This is a genomic window from Sphingobium sp., assembly GCA_023266575.1.
In the GTDB taxonomy this organism is placed as follows: Bacteria; Pseudomonadota; Alphaproteobacteria; order Sphingomonadales; family Sphingomonadaceae; genus Sphingobium.
The window spans coordinates 19052-35983 of the sequence record JAHFPV010000024.1 but is presented as its reverse complement, the minus strand read 5'-3'; the positions used below and the strand labels follow the sequence as shown (position 1 = coordinate 35983).

Annotated in this window: 13 protein-coding genes, 1 tRNA gene and 1 pseudogene; 6 read left to right on the top strand and 9 right to left on the bottom strand. The window is 62.2% G+C overall.

Features of this window, described 5'->3' with window-relative positions:
* Nucleotides 1-42: 42 nt before the first annotated feature.
* Nucleotides 43-119 (top strand) — tRNA-Met (locus tag Q0D44_RS17165).
* Between the two features lie 309 nt (nucleotides 120-428).
* Here Q0D44_RS17165 and Q0D44_RS17160 read toward each other — a convergent pair.
* Both Q0D44_RS17160 and yaaA read right to left on the bottom strand, forming a co-directional pair.
* The gene (locus tag Q0D44_RS17160; protein WP_294138149.1) at nucleotides 429-1139 is read right to left on the bottom strand and encodes an SDR family NAD(P)-dependent oxidoreductase; all 711 of its coding nucleotides are present in this window, start codon (nucleotides 1137-1139) and stop codon (nucleotides 429-431) included.
* The gene (gene yaaA / locus Q0D44_RS17155) at nucleotides 1136-1888 is read right to left on the bottom strand and encodes a peroxide stress protein YaaA (protein ID WP_294138148.1); all 753 of its coding nucleotides are present in this window, start codon (nucleotides 1886-1888) and stop codon (nucleotides 1136-1138) included. The genes Q0D44_RS17160 and yaaA overlap by 4 nt, the downstream gene beginning before the upstream one ends.
* A gap of 210 nt (nucleotides 1889-2098) precedes the next feature.
* Here yaaA and Q0D44_RS17150 point away from each other — a divergent pair, with 210 nt between their 5' ends.
* From Q0D44_RS17150 to Q0D44_RS17140, 3 genes are read left to right on the top strand one after another with little or no spacing between them, the layout of a single operon-like run.
* Nucleotides 2099-2458 carry a DUF393 domain-containing protein gene (locus tag Q0D44_RS17150; RefSeq protein ID WP_294138147.1) on the top strand — a complete coding sequence of 120 codons (360 nt, stop codon included), beginning with the start codon at nucleotides 2099-2101 and terminating at the stop codon, nucleotides 2456-2458.
* Complete coding sequence (locus Q0D44_RS17145) at nucleotides 2455-2949, top strand: DUF427 domain-containing protein (RefSeq protein WP_294138146.1); 495 nt, start codon at nucleotides 2455-2457, stop codon at nucleotides 2947-2949. The genes Q0D44_RS17150 and Q0D44_RS17145 overlap by 4 nt, the downstream gene beginning before the upstream one ends.
* 55 nt (nucleotides 2950-3004) lie before the next feature.
* The gene (locus tag Q0D44_RS17140) at nucleotides 3005-4342 is read left to right on the top strand and encodes an AarF/ABC1/UbiB kinase family protein (RefSeq protein WP_294138145.1); all 1338 of its coding nucleotides are present in this window, start codon (nucleotides 3005-3007) and stop codon (nucleotides 4340-4342) included.
* A 373-nt stretch (nucleotides 4343-4715) separates the two neighbouring features.
* On the opposite strand, the gene Q0D44_RS17135 is transcribed toward Q0D44_RS17140, so the two are convergent.
* From Q0D44_RS17135 to Q0D44_RS17110, 6 genes and pseudogenes are all read right to left on the bottom strand, one after another.
* Entirely contained in the window at nucleotides 4716-5639 is a 924-nt protein-coding gene (locus tag Q0D44_RS17135) for an alpha/beta hydrolase (RefSeq protein WP_294138144.1), read from the bottom strand.
* A gap of 61 nt (nucleotides 5640-5700) precedes the next feature.
* A complete protein-coding gene (locus tag Q0D44_RS17130) occupies nucleotides 5701-7209 on the bottom strand; it encodes a hypothetical protein (RefSeq protein WP_294138143.1) in 1509 nt (502 codons plus the stop codon).
* Between the two features lie 48 nt (nucleotides 7210-7257).
* The gene (locus Q0D44_RS17125) at nucleotides 7258-7560 is read right to left on the bottom strand and encodes an alpha-L-rhamnosidase C-terminal domain-containing protein (protein ID WP_294138150.1); all 303 of its coding nucleotides are present in this window, start codon (nucleotides 7558-7560) and stop codon (nucleotides 7258-7260) included.
* Nucleotides 7561-9418, bottom strand: a pseudogene (locus Q0D44_RS17120) (family 78 glycoside hydrolase catalytic domain); the annotation flags it as partial.
* An 888-nt stretch (nucleotides 9419-10306) separates the two neighbouring features.
* Nucleotides 10307-11626: a family 1 glycosylhydrolase gene (locus Q0D44_RS17115; RefSeq protein ID WP_294138142.1), complete on the bottom strand. Its 1320-nt coding sequence runs from the start codon at nucleotides 11624-11626 to the stop codon at nucleotides 10307-10309.
* A 12-nt stretch (nucleotides 11627-11638) separates the two neighbouring features.
* Entirely contained in the window at nucleotides 11639-13966 is a 2328-nt protein-coding gene (locus tag Q0D44_RS17110) for a TonB-dependent receptor (protein WP_294138141.1), read from the bottom strand.
* A gap of 190 nt (nucleotides 13967-14156) precedes the next feature.
* Between Q0D44_RS17110 and Q0D44_RS17105 the strand changes: the two genes are divergently transcribed.
* Entirely contained in the window at nucleotides 14157-14798 is a 642-nt protein-coding gene (locus Q0D44_RS17105) for a TetR/AcrR family transcriptional regulator (RefSeq protein ID WP_294138140.1), read from the top strand.
* 15 nt (nucleotides 14799-14813) lie between these two features.
* Here Q0D44_RS17105 and Q0D44_RS17100 read toward each other — a convergent pair whose 3' ends face one another.
* The gene (locus Q0D44_RS17100) at nucleotides 14814-15881 is read right to left on the bottom strand and encodes an aromatic ring-hydroxylating dioxygenase subunit alpha (RefSeq protein WP_294138139.1); all 1068 of its coding nucleotides are present in this window, start codon (nucleotides 15879-15881) and stop codon (nucleotides 14814-14816) included.
* A gap of 88 nt (nucleotides 15882-15969) precedes the next feature.
* Between Q0D44_RS17100 and Q0D44_RS17095 the strand changes: the two genes are divergently transcribed.
* Nucleotides 15970-16911, top strand: a complete 942-nt coding sequence (locus tag Q0D44_RS17095; protein WP_294138138.1) for a LysR family transcriptional regulator — start codon at nucleotides 15970-15972, stop codon at nucleotides 16909-16911.
* Nucleotides 16912-16932 lie beyond the last annotated feature (21 nt).

Here is a 16932-nt window from a genome sequence, read left to right as displayed (position 1 = left end):
ATAAAAGGGCGACCCAAAAGGTCGCCCTTTTATCGTTGCCGTCGCGGGATGGAGCAGCCCGGTAGCTCGTCAGGCTCATAACCTGAAGGTCGTAGGTTCAAATCCTACTCCCGCAACCAACAATACCGACATTCTACAAAGCCCCGACGCCAAAGCGCCGGGGCTTTGTGCATTCTCGGCTAGTCGACGCTGCTCGATCCACTTCAGGATCCTGCCAAACTCGCCGTATAGCACAGCGTTGACCTCACCGCGCTTCGCGCCTGGCGTAAGGTCGATGCGCTCGATCAGTGTCCGCAACGCATCGGCGGCTTCCTGGCGCTCTTCCGGCTGTGATAGAGCCTGCGTCAGTCGCTCGACCTTGCGCCGATAAATCTCGGAGATGTTGGGATGGATATACCCAGCGAAGAAGCATCTTTTGTGTCAAGCGGTCAGAAAGGGATTTCCTCGCCTTCGAAGTCGAAGAGCTTTCCACTGTCAGGCACCTTCAACCCCTCGATCACGTCCAGCAATTGCAACGCAGCGCGCTCTGTATCGAACAGCCGTCCCATGGGGACGTTGCCCTGGAACGGGCGCGAAAGCGGGGTATTGACCGTGCCCGGATGCAGCGTCACGACGATCGCCCGATCGTTGCGACGGCGCTCCTCAATCGCGAGGTTACGAATGAGCATGTTGAGTGCAGCTTTCGACGCGCGATATCCGTGCCATCCGCCCAGGCGATTGTCACTGATGGATCCCACACGCGCTGACAGCGCCGCAAAAACCGTGCGTCCCACCTTGGGCATGATCGGCAGGAGATGCTTCGCCACGAGCGCGGGTCCAATCGCGTTGACGGCATAGACCTGCGCCAGCCATTCCGGGTCGAGATCGCGCAATGCCTTTTCGGGCCCTTGTTCGCCTGAATGAAGTAGACCGGTGGCGACAATCACCAGGGTCGGCGCTGGGCCATTGGCAACATGGGCGGCGGCCGCCGCGATGCTCGTCTCGTCGAGCAGGTCGAGAAAGTGTGGCCCTTCCCGAGACCGCGCAAAACCGTGAACGACGTCGAACGCACCTTCCTCCAACAGCGCAGCTTCCAATGCTCCGCCGATCCCGCCAGAAGCGCCAATAATGACGGCGGAAGTTTTGCCGACCCCGCTCATGTCCGGGTGAAGCGCCAGCGTTCCGCATCGCTCTCGTCGGCGTCGAAACGGTACCCTTCGCTGTCAAAGCCGCGCATCGCTTCCACATCAGCGATATGATGTTCGCAGAGCCAGCGTGCCGCCATGCCGCGCGCACGCTTGGCGTTGAAGCTTACGAACCGTGGGCCGTTCGGACCGGGTTCGCGAAACTCGACATCGATTACGCGCACGCCTGCCAGCTTGCCCTTAACGGCCGCAAAATATTCTTGGCTGGCGAGATTGAGCACCACGCCGGATCCCTCTTCAGCAAGCTGGGTAAGCAGCAGCTGCGCAATACGGTCGCCCCACCAGTCGGTCAGGCATTTGTGGCGCGGTGCCCAGCGCGTACCCATTTCAAGTCGGTAGGGCCGGATGGCGTCTAGCGGCCGCAGCAGGCCGTACAAGCCCGACAACATGCGCACATGATCCTGCGCAAACGCGACGCCGGCCTCATCCAGTGTGTCCACGTCAAAGCCCGTGTAAACGTCGCCGGCAAACGCGAACAGCGCCGGCCGCTCAGGCAGATCGGCGAAGTCGCGGAAACGATCCGCATTGAGCTTGGCGAGGCGCGGGGAGATATCCATCAACTCTGACAGCCGTTTCCGCGTCAGGTTTGCAGCAGATCGTGCGAGGCTGCGCGCTTCCTCGGCGAAATGCGGCGTTGAAGCATCAAGCGGCGGCAATGCGCGCTCAAAATCGAGTGTCTTGGCAGGGGACAGCAGGGCGATCATGCGGCGGCGGTATCGCTCCCGGGCGCATGCGTCAAACCGTCGGTGCGGCGCACTCACACGGCTAAGCTTCGGTCACCACCGACCCCTTCCGGTCGCATAGCGGCCCATGTTCGGTCCCTTAAATACTAACAATCTGTTATTCTGGCGGCTTCGCACTCAACGTACGAAAGGTCAGCTTGAACGCCCAACCGTTCCACATACATCTGCATCATGGCGAAAGTCACAATATGGCATGACGGCGGATGCCCTCTTTGTCGTCGTGAGATTTATCTCATGCGTCGATTGGATACACGCAGGCGCATCAATTTCATTGACGTGAGCGAAGAGGGTGACATCTGCCCGATTGATCGGCAGACACTTCTTGCCCGGCTGCACGCGAGTGAAAATGGTGTCCTGCTTTCGGGCGCGGCCGCTTTCGCTGCAATGTGGCGCGCGATCCCACTGCTGCGGCCTCTCGGTCTGGTGGCAAAGTCGCCGACAATACTCAGGGTTCTGGAGTTCGCATATGTGAGATTCCTGAAGGCCCGCCCCACCATCCAGCGATTTATTGTTGGACGGTCAGCGAAATGACGCCGCGTCGCGACCCGGTGGGTCCAGGCCAGGTGAGCGTGTGGGACTTTCCGCGTCCGGCAGTGGCCGAGCCTGTTGGAGCGCATGTCGTCATCGAACATCATGGGGTCATCGTCGGTGACACGCGCCGAGCGGTGCGGACGCTAGAGACCAGTCATCCGCCCAGCTATTATATTCCAAAGGACGATATTGCGACCGGCGTTCTGCGTCAGGCCAGCGGCGGCTCATTCTGCGAGTGGAAGGGTAGTGCAACATATTGGGACGTCATCGTCGATGGCGAAGTGCTGTCCCGTGTAGGCTGGAGCTACCCGGCACCGACGCCCAACTTCGATTGCCTGCGTGGCCATATCGCCTTCTATGCAGCCCCATTTGACAGGTGCGTGGTCGACGGACAGATCGCGCGTCCGCAGCCGGGTGGCTTTTACGGCGGCTGGATCACAACCGATCTGGCCGGACCGTTCAAGGGCGGACCCGGAAGCATGGGATGGTAAGGCTTTGAGCGGAGGCAAGGGCGACCGCCCAGACCGTAGCATCCCGCGGGGAAGATTGTCCCGGCTCGGTCACTTTGGTCGGCTCGCCGGCGGCATTGCCGGTGGCATGGCGGCAGAAGGTATGCGCCGGCTAGCCAGCGGCGAGCGCCCGCAGTTGAGTGACCTGCTTCTCACACCAGGCAACGCCATGCGGGTTGCAGACCGCCTGTCACATTTGCGCGGCGCGGCTCTCAAACTTGGTCAGATGATGTCGATGGATGCCGGTGACATACTTCCGCCGGAGCTCTCAACGAGCCTCGCAACCGTCCGCAACCAAGCGTATCGCATGCCTCCGCAACAGCTTGACGCCGTGCTCAAGAGGGAATGGGGAACAGACTGGCGGGGACGGTTTTCTCATTTCGACGCCACACCGATCGCCGCCGCCTCCATCGGCCAGGTGCACCGCGCGATCCTCCCAGATGGACAGGTGCTTGCGATAAAGGTTCAGTATCCCGGTGTCCGGGCGAGCATTGATGCCGACGTTGACAACGTGGCCACGCTGCTGCGCATCTCAAACCTGCTCCCGAGCACGCTGGACTTGTCACCATTGCTGGCCGAGGCCAAGCGCCAGCTTCACGAGGAAGCTGACTATCTGCGTGAAGGGGAGCAGATGCGCGCCTATGGTGCGCGCTTGGCAGGCGATGTGCGCTACCTGGTTCCGGCACTCCATTCTGAACTCACCACGTCCGACGTGCTGGCAATGCAGTTCGTGGAAGGGCAGCCGATCGAGACCCTTGCCGAAGCAAGCCAGGAAGTCCGTGACCGCGCCACGACGACGCTCATAGAACTTGTCCTTCGCGAAATTTTCGAGTTCGGCGTTATGCAGACCGATCCCAACTTTGCCAATTTCAGGTGGCAGCCGGATACCGGGTCACTGGTGCTGCTCGACTTCGGTGCGACAAGGATCGTTCCGGTACAGACCGTCGAGTCCTACCGCGCGCTGATCGCGGCCGGGCTGGCGCATGATCGCGACGGCATCCGCGACATAGCGGTTGAAACAGGCTTTCTAGGCGTCGAAGCCGTCGCCGCGCACCGCTGCACCGTCGACCGCATCATCGCGGCCATCGACGACGCGCTCGGCAAACCAGAACCCTTCGACTTTGGCGACCGGGCGTTCGTGCCTGTCGTGCAGGCAGAGGCCGCGTCTTTGGTCGGCGACCGATCTACCTGGCACGTCCCAGACGCTGAAAAACTGTTCGTTCAGCGGAAGATAAGCGGGACAGCAATGCTCTGCGCACGACTTAAAGCCCGTGTTGACGTGGTCGGCCTCGCGCGAGCGTCCATAGCGTCAAACCCGCCCTTGGTGGACGGACGAGAACGCCATCTCGCGCCTGCGTCTTGCAACAACCCGTGATGAAGGCTTGCTCTCTACCCGTACATTGAAGGCCGTGATCATGGCCCCCAGGTCACAGGCACTCCGACAACTACACATGGATAGCGCATCAACGAATAGGGGAGCCAGATACGTCTGGCGAAAACAGAAAGTCCGCTACCTTTGGCGAGTAACAGTTGCCTCCGTTGTCGGCCCATTGTTGACGTTTAGCCGTGAAATTCCGATGCCCAGCTGCGGTCCGTCCGCTAACCTGCACGTCGCGACCATTTTAAGTCGTTCTGGAGCCGTACCGTCAAAGTCTGTTTATGACGAAAGTGCCGTTGGCCTACCACCCGCGCTGTCGCTTGCGCGTCAGCCTACCGGTGGCAGGATCGTTGCTACCCGTCATCGCAGATCAAGGCGCGGGTGCGGGCCGGTCCTGCATGTCAAGCCAAGCGAGAAGTTCGCTCATGATGAGCGACGTGGTCGAGCCCGTAAATCCCATGCCGAAGCCATGACCGCCCGACTGGTACGCGTGCAGTTCAACCGCCTTGCCCGCGCGATGCCAAGCCTGGGTGAGCGGAAAGCCCCCCGTTGGAAAAAGAGGGTCGTCAAAGGCGATCGCAGCGAACATCGGCGGCGCATCGGCCGGCACGTCGATAGCGGCCTGGGGACCATAGACATAAGCAAGATAATCAGGGCCCTCGCCCGGCTGTGCGGAGAGCACCGTATTGAGGGACAGCATCGCCCCGGCTGAAAAACCCAACATGCCGACTTTCTTGGGATCGATGTGATATTTTTGGGCATTCGCGCGTACGAAGCGCAAAGCAGCCAAGCCGTCTTGCGTCGCGTCCGGGTTCTGGAGAGTGGGCATCTTGCCCTCTCCCATAAGGCCAGCGTTCATTTTCCGAAGGACATAGGGACCGGCCTCACCCTCGGATTTGGGAGTCGGCAGCAGCCGATATTTGAGGACGAACGCGGCATAGCCGTGATCGGCAAGAGTCTTTGCGACATTCCAGCCCTCCCATCCCAGGGACAGCATCATGAAGGCGCCGCCCGGCGCCACGATGATTGCCTTGCCATTGGCCTTGGCAGGGTCGGGCAGTACCGGCGTGATCGTCGGCTGCGTCACGTTCCTGACGACATAATTGCCCATGATCTTGGCCCAGACCTCCGACGAGGCCTTGCCGCGCGCAGAGGCAAGAAGGATAGTGTCAGGTTCGCTCGGCGCGGCCGTGGACACCGCCGGGGGCATGGTACTGGGCTGCGCCGCCAATTCGGCTTCGCTTCCGAAGATCGCAAGCGTCAGTAGCAAAGCTGCAAGTCTGTATGTCGTCATTTTTCATGTCCTCGAATAAACGCCGGATCGCGGTAATGGAAAACACCATCCTCATGTCCGTTCAGGCGCTGAGTTCAGCTTTCAAAAGTAGTGATCCAAAGGAATCCGCCGGAAGCACCGTTTCGATGAGTTTGCCGCCTACCCCAATACGGAGCGGCATGAGCGCGCTGGTGGGATTGTGCGCCATGATCGCGACGCTGCCATCCAGATTGAGCAAGGCCAGGACGTCTTCGTAGCCGGTCCAGCTGATCGATGAAATGCGTCTGGCCCCGGTGCGAACCAGGCCCGCCAGATGCTTCAGGAGATAATATTCATAGTTCCAACGATACGTCCGCTTGTTCCGATCGACGCTTAGCAGCGAGTTCTGCGCCCACCCCCAACGGCTTACGCCGCCATCGACCAACGCGATGTTCCAATAATTATAGCCATGACATCCGTTGGTCAGATATTGCTTCATCAGCGTCCAGGCATGGCGCGCGTAGCGCCAGTCGTTTTTCCCGTCGCCACATTCCTGTTCGCTCATATAATATCGAAGCGTCGGGTGATTATGGGCGATAAACGGTAGTGCGCCTCTGCCTGCCCATTGAACGCCGACTCCGCGAATGACCGCCGCCGCCGCTTTATCCTGATATACAGCCTCGAAGAGGCGGTCATCGGGCCGCTCCATCGTGCCGAAGAAGATGTCGACATTGCGCCGTTCCATCTCCCGGCCGAGATGCGGCAGGAACCGTGCGAGGCCGGCTGGTGTCCAGCAGCAACTTGGGAAAGGTTGCGCGGAGTTGAACTCGTTTTGCGGCATCACCATGCCAATGTTGATATTCCGCTTGGCATATTCGTCGATAAACTTGCCGAAATACCGCGCATAGGCGGCGAAATAGCGTTCGTCCTGGATGAACATGTCAGTGCCTTCGGCGCCCTGCTGGTCCGGTTTCAGGCCGTTTTCGGGCCAGCCAGGGCGATTGGGGACAGAGGCATAATGGCGATTATTTTTCATCCATGTCGGCGGACTCCATGGTGATGCCCAAAGGTTGAGATCCGGCCGGACGCGTTGCGCGCGTTTGATGAATGGCACCAGCGTGGCATCGTCATGGGCGACGCTGAAGTCTTCAAGGGCAAGATCACCGGGCGTTTCGTCGTAGGAATACCAATCGCGGGCGAAATCATTGGCGCCGATCGGCATCCGGCAAAGGCTGAATCCCATGCCGCTGTCACTGAACAATTCTTCAAAGATCGCGTCCTGATCGGATGACGGCAATAAATTGATCGCATCCCATCCCATTTCGTTGAAGCAGGCGCCGAAACCCTCCATGACCTGCCGTGCGTCATCGAGCCGTAGTTCGATATCGCCTGGCACCGGCGTGCGCGGCGCAACCTGCTGCATGTGATCGGCCAAGCGCCACGTATCGGACTGCGTCGTGACAACCCATCGGTTCGCAGGGACGGCGTAGGTCGGGCCAGACCTGGACGCGGCGGAAGCAGAGCTGGGCAATGATGCCGCGATGCCCCCTGCCGCTACCAGAGCGACGAACTGTCGGCGATCGATGTCCAACGATCTCATAGTTGCGCTCATGTCTCTCTCCTGTTTTGCGTTATGTTTGCGCCCCTTGGAAAGCTATTCTCAAAAGCTGAGCTGGTGTTTGCCTGGACCTATCGATCGCAATTCTTTGCCTATGCGCACTTCTGCCGAAGAATTGGGTGGAACGGTCAATTCCAGTTGCGCGCGCTCGTCTCGATAGGACCATTGCGTCTCGATCCGACCCCTGACGCTGTCCACGCGGGCGCCGAACCGGGCGATGCGACTGTCGAGCACTGGCGCGACGCGGAACTTCGCAAAGCCCGGTTCGATCGGATCAATGCCGGCGACGCGGCGGTAGAGAAATCCGCAGACGGCGCCGAGCGCATAATGATTGAACGAGTTCATCGCCACGTCTCCGGTGTCGCCGTTCCATCGCTCCCAGATCGTCGTCGCGCCGCGCTTGACCATATGGCCCCAGGAGGGGAAATCGGTGCGCAGCAGCAGATCCCAGGCAAGCCCGCCTTCCCCGACATCGGCCAGCGCGTCCAGCGCCAGGGGCGTGCCAAGGAAGCCGGTAGATAGCAAGGTGCCGCGCCGGCGGATGTCCGCCGCGAGCAAAGCGCCTGCCTTGGCGCGAAGGGCGTCGGGAACGAGGTCCAGGCGCAGTGCCAGGATATAGCTGCAATGGCTGCCGTTGCCGACGGTGCCGTCCGCCTTGACGAAGGCTTTGGTGAAGGCGGCACGCACGCGGCCGTGTTGCGCGCGCCATCGGGCCGCTTCGGTGGAGCGACCCGTCCATGCGGCCATCTGCGCCAGCTGATCCAGCGACCGCGCGAGCATGGCCGTACCGATCAACGCCTTGGGCGTGGTTTCGTCCATCGGCGATTTCGCATCGAGCGCCAGCCAGTCGCCCAGGTCTGCGCCACGCCCCTTGCTCCACAGTCCGTCGGGATTGGCCGCCGATATGCCGTCCACATAGGCGGTCATCGCGTCCCAATTCTCATCGACCACCGTGCGATCGCCGCTGTGAAGATAGGCGGTATAGGGCAGCATCACGCCGGCATCGGCCCAACCCGGCGTGGCGCTGTCTGTGCCCCAGCCCAGACCTTCGGGCGAGGGCGCCGACATCCATATTGAAGCTCGCCGCGTCCCAGAATATCTGCGCGTCCCCGGTCCAGCCCAGCCGCTCGTCGCGTTGGGGGCAATCGGTGGGGATGCCCATGAAGTTGGAGCGCTGGCTCCACAGCGTGTTGAGCCACAGTTTCTGCACGGTCGGCGCGTCGATTTGGAACATGCCGGTTTCCGGCATCGCACTGGAAAGCTGGATGCCCGCGATCATATCGTTCGTCAGGACGGCGACGCCATCCACATCTGCATAGCGAAAGCCCTGATAGCTGAATACCGGTTCGAGCGTTTCAACGTCGGCCGTGCCGCTCAGTTGGTAACGATCCTCGGCGCGTGCGGCGCGCAGGTTGCTGCGGTCCAGTTCGCCTTGAGCGGACAGGATTTCAGCATGTCGGACACGGACCAGCTGCCCGGCTTGGCCGTTGATCCGCAACCGGACGCGGCCAGCGAAATTCTGGCCGAAATCGACGATATGGCGCGACTTGCCCACCCTGCGAATGGATAGCGGGGCCAATGATCTGGTCGCGCGGACAGGGTCTGCGATCGCGGCGACGCATGGTGCTGTCGGCGGGGGGGCATACCAGACGCGATCCCAGCGCGCATCGTCGAATCCCGGCTGGTTCCACCCTGCCGGCCACAGGCGCAGATCCTGATCCTCGCCGGCATAGATTTCAGACATCAGCAAGGGCGCGCGGGTGTGGCGCCAGTCGTCATCGGTCGTGATATGCTCGATCCGACCGTCACGCCGCGTGATTTCCAGCATCAGTCGCAGGCGTCGCGGCGCTTCGCCAAAAGCATAGCGGCCGTTGGGCGCCTGATAGCTGGCATAATAGCCGTCGCCCACCATCGCCCCGATGACATTGTCGCCATCCTGCACCAGCGACGTGACGTCATGCACGCGATAGGGGATGTGGGCGGCGTAATTGGCCGGTTCGCCCTGCAATTCATCCTCATCGACCCGGCGGCCGTTGAGCCACAGCCGATAGCCGCCCAGGGCCGCGACATAGATGCGCGCGCGGGTAAATTCGCCCTTGCTGGCAAAGGCGCGTCGCAGCAACCGGGCCGGCGTGGGCGGCCATGGAAAGATCGGCTGTTTATCGAGCGGGGTGGCGGGAACCCAATCGCCCTCGTCCCCCATTCGGGTTTCCCAGCCGGTTGTGATCCGCCTGGTCGCGCCCGCCGCCCCATCGAGGCGGATCTGCGCGGCAAGCGATACGAAGGGTTTGACGAAAAAGCCCGGTGTCGGTGCCATATCGACGCGCAGAACATGGTCGCCGGCGCTCAGCCTCAGCGACATGCGGCTGGCGGGCGCGCCGCCAAAGGCATTGGGATCGCGGGTCGGCAAAGCGATCGGCGCACCATCCAGCATCAACCGCGACATCACGCCATCGCCGTGGATCGTCAGCAGCGCATCGCCAGTGTCGCTGCGAAAAGCGAGGCGGAACGACCGCGGCGCGGCAGGCGAGGGGGCTGCGCCGCCGACCCATTGAGCGCCTGCGACGCGATCGTCGCGTTCGGTCGCGTCCTCGACCGCCAGCCAGTCGCCCAACCAGTCGCCCGGCTCCAGCAGGCCCATGTCCCAAGTGGCGGGCGCGCTCCAGCAGGGCCTGCCGGTCTGATCCCATATCTGGACCTTCCAATGGCAGGTCTGGCCCGAACGCAATGGCGATCCGGCGTAGAGGATGCCGGTGCAATCGGCGCTTTGTGTCCGCTCGCTATCCCACAGGTCGCCGCGATCCTGCGCCAGTATCGCGGCGCTGGAGGCGACCAGCACGCGATAGGCGGCCTGCATCGCCCCTTCCCCGCCCTCTATGCGCCAGGACAGCGCCGGTTGCCGATCGCCGATTCCGATCGGTGCGTCACGCATCGCGGTGCGCAGGCCAGTGACCGCTGCCGACGCCGCCCTGTCGGCGGCCATGGCGTGCGGCGCGCCCCATCCCACGACGGCGCCGGTGGCCAGGAAGGAACGGCGATCGAGAGCGGGCATGAGACAGTCCTTGGCGAGGTGGGAGGAAGGTGGCGCGCGCTAGAGGCTGTTGTCGCGCGCGTAGCGGCCCAGATGCAAGCCGCTCGGCTTCATGGTGCGGCGGAAGGTCGTTCGATCGACCGCGACCAGTCCGAACTGCGCGGTATAGGCGCGGTTCCATTCGAAATTGTCGAGCAACGACCAGTGAATATAGCCACGGACATCGACGCCATCCTTGATGGCTCGACCCAAGCCGGCAAGGCTGCCGTCGATAAAGGCGACGCGGCGACTGTCGTCGGTGGTCGCCACGCCATTTTCCGAAACGATCACGGGGCGGCCCGTGGCCTTTGCAACCCAGCGGACGGTCGCTTCGAGCGCTTGCGGGTAGAATTCCGTATCGGTCTGGGTCAATTCCACGCCCTGTGGCGGTGGCAGGTCCATATCCTTGCCGACAATGGCCCGGCCATAGGTCTGGACGCCGACGAAATCATCCTTCGCCACCGCCTCGAACCAGGGGGTATAGACATGGTCGATCTTGCGCTGAAGGCCGCTTGGGTCCGGCCCGGTCTGCTCGTCGGCGACGGCCAGACTGAGGCCCAGTTGCAGGTCCGGCAGGACCGATTTGATCGCGTCCACCGCGCGGCGATGCGCCTCGGCCTGGATCGGGGCGGCACGCGCAGCATCGAAGACGGGGGTAGAGGAGAAGCGGTCGCTGCCCACCGCCTTGGCAGCGGCGGCATTGCCCTGCGCGAAATAGGGCATCGTCGCGCGGAAGCCGGGTTGCCAGGACAGTTGCGCCGCCAGATTGGGCTCGTTGAATGTCAGGCCATGGCTGTAATTGGTGCCCAGCGCCTTGGCCGCCCGCTCGCAAAACCGCAGGAAATGGTCGATATTGGCGGATTCTTCCCATCCGCCCTTCGCCGCGAACCAGCGCGGCACGGTGAAGTGCGAATAGGTGACGAATGGCCTGATACCCAGTTCCGCGCAGCCATCCACCATGCGCCGATAATGATCGAGCGCGGCGATTGAAAATTCGCTTGGCGCAGGCTCGATCCGCGACCATTCGATGCCGAACCGATAGCAGTTGAGGCCCATCTGCTTGACCAGCGCCATATCCTCCCGCCAGCGATGATAGCTGTCGCAGGCATCGCCCGATGGCGCGGCGAAGGCATTGGGCTGGAGATGCTCCATGACCCAGCTGTCACTGTTGACGTTGCCGCCCTCCACCTGATGACCGGCGGTCGCTGCGCCCCACAGAAAATCGGGGCGCAGCGTCCGCCTGGCGGCCAGCCCCGGTCCCGCCAGCCCCGGTCCCGCCAGCGTAGCAGCCAGGCTGCCGCCAGCGAGGTGGATCATCGTGCGACGGGACATCGAAAGCATCGGGTCCATCCTTTAGAACCGGAACTGGATGTTGGCGCCTATCGTGCGCACGGAATCGAACCCGAATTGCTGCTGATAGGAGGCTACGCCCGCGATAGCGTCGCCCGCGTCCAGCCCGATGAAATTGGGATTATATTCGTTCGTGCAATTCTTGCAGAAGATCGACAGTCGCATCCCGTTGTCCAGCCGCACGCCCGCGCTGGCCCCGATCAGGTCCAGCGTCGGCACAGTGGCGCCGGGCGCGCCGTTGATCAGATAGTTGATTGCCGTACGATGATACCAGTTGCCCTCGATAAAGGGATGCACCGTCCCTGACGTCTGCACTTCATACATCGCCTGCACGGACGACGTGAATTTCGGCGCTGTGGGCGTACGGCGGCCACGAGCGTTGAACGACCCCGTGGTCGCGCAGCTGGGTGTCGCCTGCCCAGGATAACATTCTGCACCTGCAAAATCGTCGAACTTGGAATTGAGGAACGTCGCCGACCCGTTGATCGACAGCCCGCGCAGCGGGTTGGCGTTAACGGTCAGTTCGACGCCCTTGCTCGTCACCGACGCCGCGTTCTGGACGATGAAACTTTGCACCTGGGTGTCGAGCGACTGGGTCTGATAATTGTCGAACTTGGTGTGGAAGGCGGACGCATTGACGATCAGGCGGCGATTGAACCAGCTCGTCTTGAACCCGATTTCAGCGGTGTTCGACTTTTCCGGTTGCACCACCAACGGCGCGTTGGCGGTCGCACCGGTATCGTTGAAGCCCGGCCCCTTGTAACCACGGCCGTAGGAACCGTAGATCATGGCGTCGCGGGTCACCTGGTACTGGCCGCCGGCGCGCCAGCTGAAGTCGGTATTGCCGAAGCTCTCCGATATGGCGCCCGGCACGCCCAGCGTGACGAAATAAGCGCCCCGATTTTGGTCCAGATCGATGCTGATTTCGTCGCGCGTCACGCGGCCGCCGGCGAACAGCTTGAACTGGTCGGTGACGGCAAATGTCAGCTGGCCAAAGGCGGCATAGCTGTCGGTCGTCATGCTATAGACATTGTCGCGACCCAGAAAATAGCTGTTGCTGGTCGAACAGGTGGGGGGGAAAGCGCCAGGGACGGCGGCCGCGCCGACGCAGAAGGGGAAGCTGGGCAGCAGGAAATCGGGCAGGTAGTTATTGCCCGCAATCTGGCTGCTTTGTTTGATGGTGGAATGGAAATAATAGAGGCCAGCCTGGCCGGACAGACGATTGTCCGCCGGCAGGGCGACGCGCAGCTCGTTGGAAAACTGGTCGTAATCTGCATTGGACCGATTGATGTTCGCGCCATTGCTGTTAGTGAAATCGACATCCAGCTGCGAATCGAAATTATAGAATTTCCACGCGGCGATATTGCTGACGACCAGCCCGCTGTCGGCCGTATAGGTCAGCGCAGCCTGCGCCCCGCCCAGTTTCAGATCGCGCCAGAAACCGCCATCGCCTGCAACGGCGAAATTGCGGTCACCTGCGACGATGCCCGAAGCGGCCAGAGGGCCGGCGTTGACGCTGCCTGCGCCCAACTGGCGATAGGTGCGGTCGAAAATACCCGCCACACCATGGGATTCGGCATATTCACCGATGACATAGAGTTCCAGCGCGGGCGTGATCTCCTGCAGATATTTGGCGCGGATGCCATATTGTTTGCGATCCAGATCGTTGCGCACGCCGCTGCCGCCGACGAAATGGGTGCCTGGCTCTTCGATCGAATAGGTGCCGTTGACTCGCAGCGCGCCGGTGTCGCCAACCGGGATATTGACCGTCTGGCGTGCAATGGCGGACCATGACGCATCGCTGCTACCCGGCGTGTCGCGATTGTTCAGTTCGAGGTTCGTTTCGCTGCCGAACGTGCCGATCTTTGGGCGAGACGATACGACGTTGAGCAGGCCGGCCGACGCATTCTTGCCGAACAACAGCCCCTGCGGCCCGTTGAGCACTTCGACGCGCTCGACATCGTTGAACAGCCCCTGGGTCAGGAACGGTCGGCCCAGATTGACGTCGTCCAGCGCCGTTGCGACGCTCGAATCGATCGTCGTGGCGAAGGCCTGGGTGCCCACGCCGCGGATCGCGAAACTATTGTCGCTGCCAACCTGCAGGCTGGGAGCGGCGAGCGCGACCTGGGTGAGGTCATTGAGGTTGCGGGACTTGAGCGTATCGCCGCCAAGGGCGGTCACGCTGACGGGGACATCCTGCAACCGTTCGGCCCGGCGCTGGGCCGTGACGACGATTTCGGCGACGCCTTCGCTGGGTTGGGCGGTTTGCGCCTGCACCGGCTGGACCAAAGCGATCAGGCTGGCGCCCGCGAACAATATTGTTTTTCGCATCCTATCCTCCCTGGATGTGCAGATCCTCTGCACTTGCCCCCCGCTTAGGTCTTTGGCATACAAACAGTCAATCCTGATTGTTGTTATGGATATCGATCGATTTTCGTTATACATGCCGAGCAGCGGGCCATTGGAGAGAGCAGGATCGGTGGCCGCGGCATCAGCCGCGAGCACGGGGGAGGAAGACCAGATGCAGGACCAAACCATAGCCAAACCCCGCCGGACCCAGGAGGAGCGCACCGCCACGACCCGGATGGCGCTGATCGACGCCACGATCGCCGCGATCGGGGAATGGGGCTATGCCGGGGCCAGCACCACGCTCATCGCGCAGACAGCGGGCGTCAGCCGCGGCGCCATGCTGCATCATTTCGCGACGCGGGTGGCATTGATGGCCGACGTCGTGCGCCATGTCTTCGATCATGAAATGGCGGAATATGAGGATGTCCGCGCCCGCACGGGACTTGGCAATCATCTCTCCGACTGGCCTCGCCTGCTGTGGGCGGTGCTGGGCCGCCCGTCGGGCATGGCCGTGCTGGAGATATTGCAGGCGACGCGCAGCGATCCTGAACTGGCGGCGCTGGTCGTGCCGATGCAGGAAGCGGTCGAACGATCGGCGCTGGCCGTGATGCGGGGCGCTTTCGGCGGAGACGAGACACAAGCCCTGGCGATCATGCGCCTGATGGTGTGGTCGGTTCGCGGCCTGTCCATCGCGGAGCGCTATCTGCCTCACCGTGCGGAGACCGAGGACGCCATCGCATTGCTCGGCCGCCTGTTGCAACAGGCGGCGCCCGGCGGGCGGATAGCGGAACTGGGGCCGTTGCTGGCAGGATGATGTCGCTGCACCCGGTCACGCCGCTGCGCTGTCTTCCCCCCGCTGTGCCCGGAACAGGCGCTGGATGAACTGGCGCGTCTGTCGCCCGCCCACGTCGCTGGCGATGTCCAGCATCGGCCGCCCTGGTTCCCGCGCGATCCGCCGCTGTTGCATCTCCAGGACGATCTGATCTTCCTTGAAGGTGCGAGCGGTCTGTTCAAAGACGAGGTCGGGAATATCACCCTGGGTGATGTTGGTCGCCATCGACCAGAAATAATGGGTGGTGCTTTCGGTTTCCGGGGTGATGCCGTGGAAACCCAGCATCGACAGGCCATGCGATCGATCGCCGTCATAGGCACCTGTGCCTTCGTCGCAGGCACCGGTATGGATACGGATGAACATCGGATGGAATTCGATTTCCTGCCAGCGATCGACCAGCCCGGCAAAGCCGGCCGCCGCGACATAAGTCGGCGGCGGGACCGAGGAAGGCATCCGCCGTTCGACGCGGACGCCGTCTGCCAGCCGGGTCGCCCGCGTCGGCGTCCTGAAATGCAATTCGGGATCGCCGCCGATCGTGCGCGGATGAATATAGGGCAGGTGGGACAGGTCCATGAGGTTGTCGACCAGCAGTTGCCAATTGCCTTGCACGTCATAATGGGCGCTGCGCCAGGCCCAGCCCGGATCATTATGCCAGGGATGATCGGGAATGGCGTCCGGGTCGGCCTTTGCCACGTCGCCCATCCAGATCCACAATAAGGCGTCCTTTTCCACAAGCGGATAGCGGCGGACGCGCGCAGTGGCCGGGATCTTGTCTTGCGCTGGAATACGGACGCAGGCGCCGTCGGCGGCGAATTCCAGGCCATGATAGGTGCAACGGATATTGTCCCCGACGACCATCCCCTCGCTCAGCGGCATGGCGCGGTGGCAGCAGCGATCCTCCAGCGCAGCAACTGCCCCGGCCTCTGTGCGGAACAACACCAGCGGCTGATCCATGATCGTGCGGGCGGTGCGCGTGCCAGGCGTCAGTTCATGGCCCCACCCCGCGACATACCAGATATCGGTAAGGAAAGAGGATTCGCCGGCGGATGCGGGTGGCTGGGTCAATGCGCTCTCCTGTTTTATCTCCCAACTGGCTTAGCGCGGTTCGAACTAATCGATGTAACTAGTTATAGTGATATGCTAGATCAGTGAGATGGATTACCGCAGACTGGATCTGAACCTGCTGGTGGTGCTCGACATCCTGCTGGAGGAGCGCGGGGTGCATGCCACCGCACGGCGGCTGAACATGAGCCAGCCCAACGTCAGTTTCGCACTCGGCAAGCTGCGCCAGTTTTTCAATGATGATTTGCTGGTGCGCATCGGGAACGCCATGCAGCCCACGCCCATGGGCGATCGGCTGCGGGAGCCGGTTCGACGGATTTTGGAGACCGTTGACGCGGAATTGATGGGCCTACCGGTCTTCACTCCGCTCCGTTCGGAACGCTGCTTTTCGATCAGCACGTCCGACATCGGCGAACTGGTGTTCCTGCCGACCCTGCTGGAGGTGCTCAAGGATCGCGCGCCGGGTGCCACCCTGCGCTGTCATTCCATGCCGCCCCAGGAACTGGAAAGGGCGATGGCGGACGGCGTGGTCGACATCGCGCTTGGCTATTTCCCCGACCTTCAGGGCAGCAGCTTCCTGTGCCAGACCCTGTTCGATCATCCCTTCAGCTGCATCGTGCGACGCGATCACCCGACCATCGGCGACAGCCTGTCGCTCGACCAGTTTCTGGGCCTGGGTCATATTCTGGTGTCACAAAAGGGGCGCAGCCAGGAATTGGTCGAAACGCGAATGCAACAACTTGGCCTGTCGCGCCGCATCCAGTTGCAGTCGCCCCATTTCATGAGCGTGCCGCTGCTGGTCGCCGGGTCCGACCTCATCTCCACTGTGCCCCATGCGGTCGCGAACATCCTGGCCACCATGGCCCCGCTCAAGCTGTTGCCGCCGCCGTTCGAAACGCCTCTTATCAGCCTTCAGCAATTCTGGCATCGACGGGTGGACGGCGATCCGGCGATCGTCTGGTTTCGCACGCTGATCGCGCAACTGTTTCTGGGCCGCGACCCGTCCATGCCGACCGATAAAGCGACAAAGTGATAGGCGGGATTGCCATTCCGC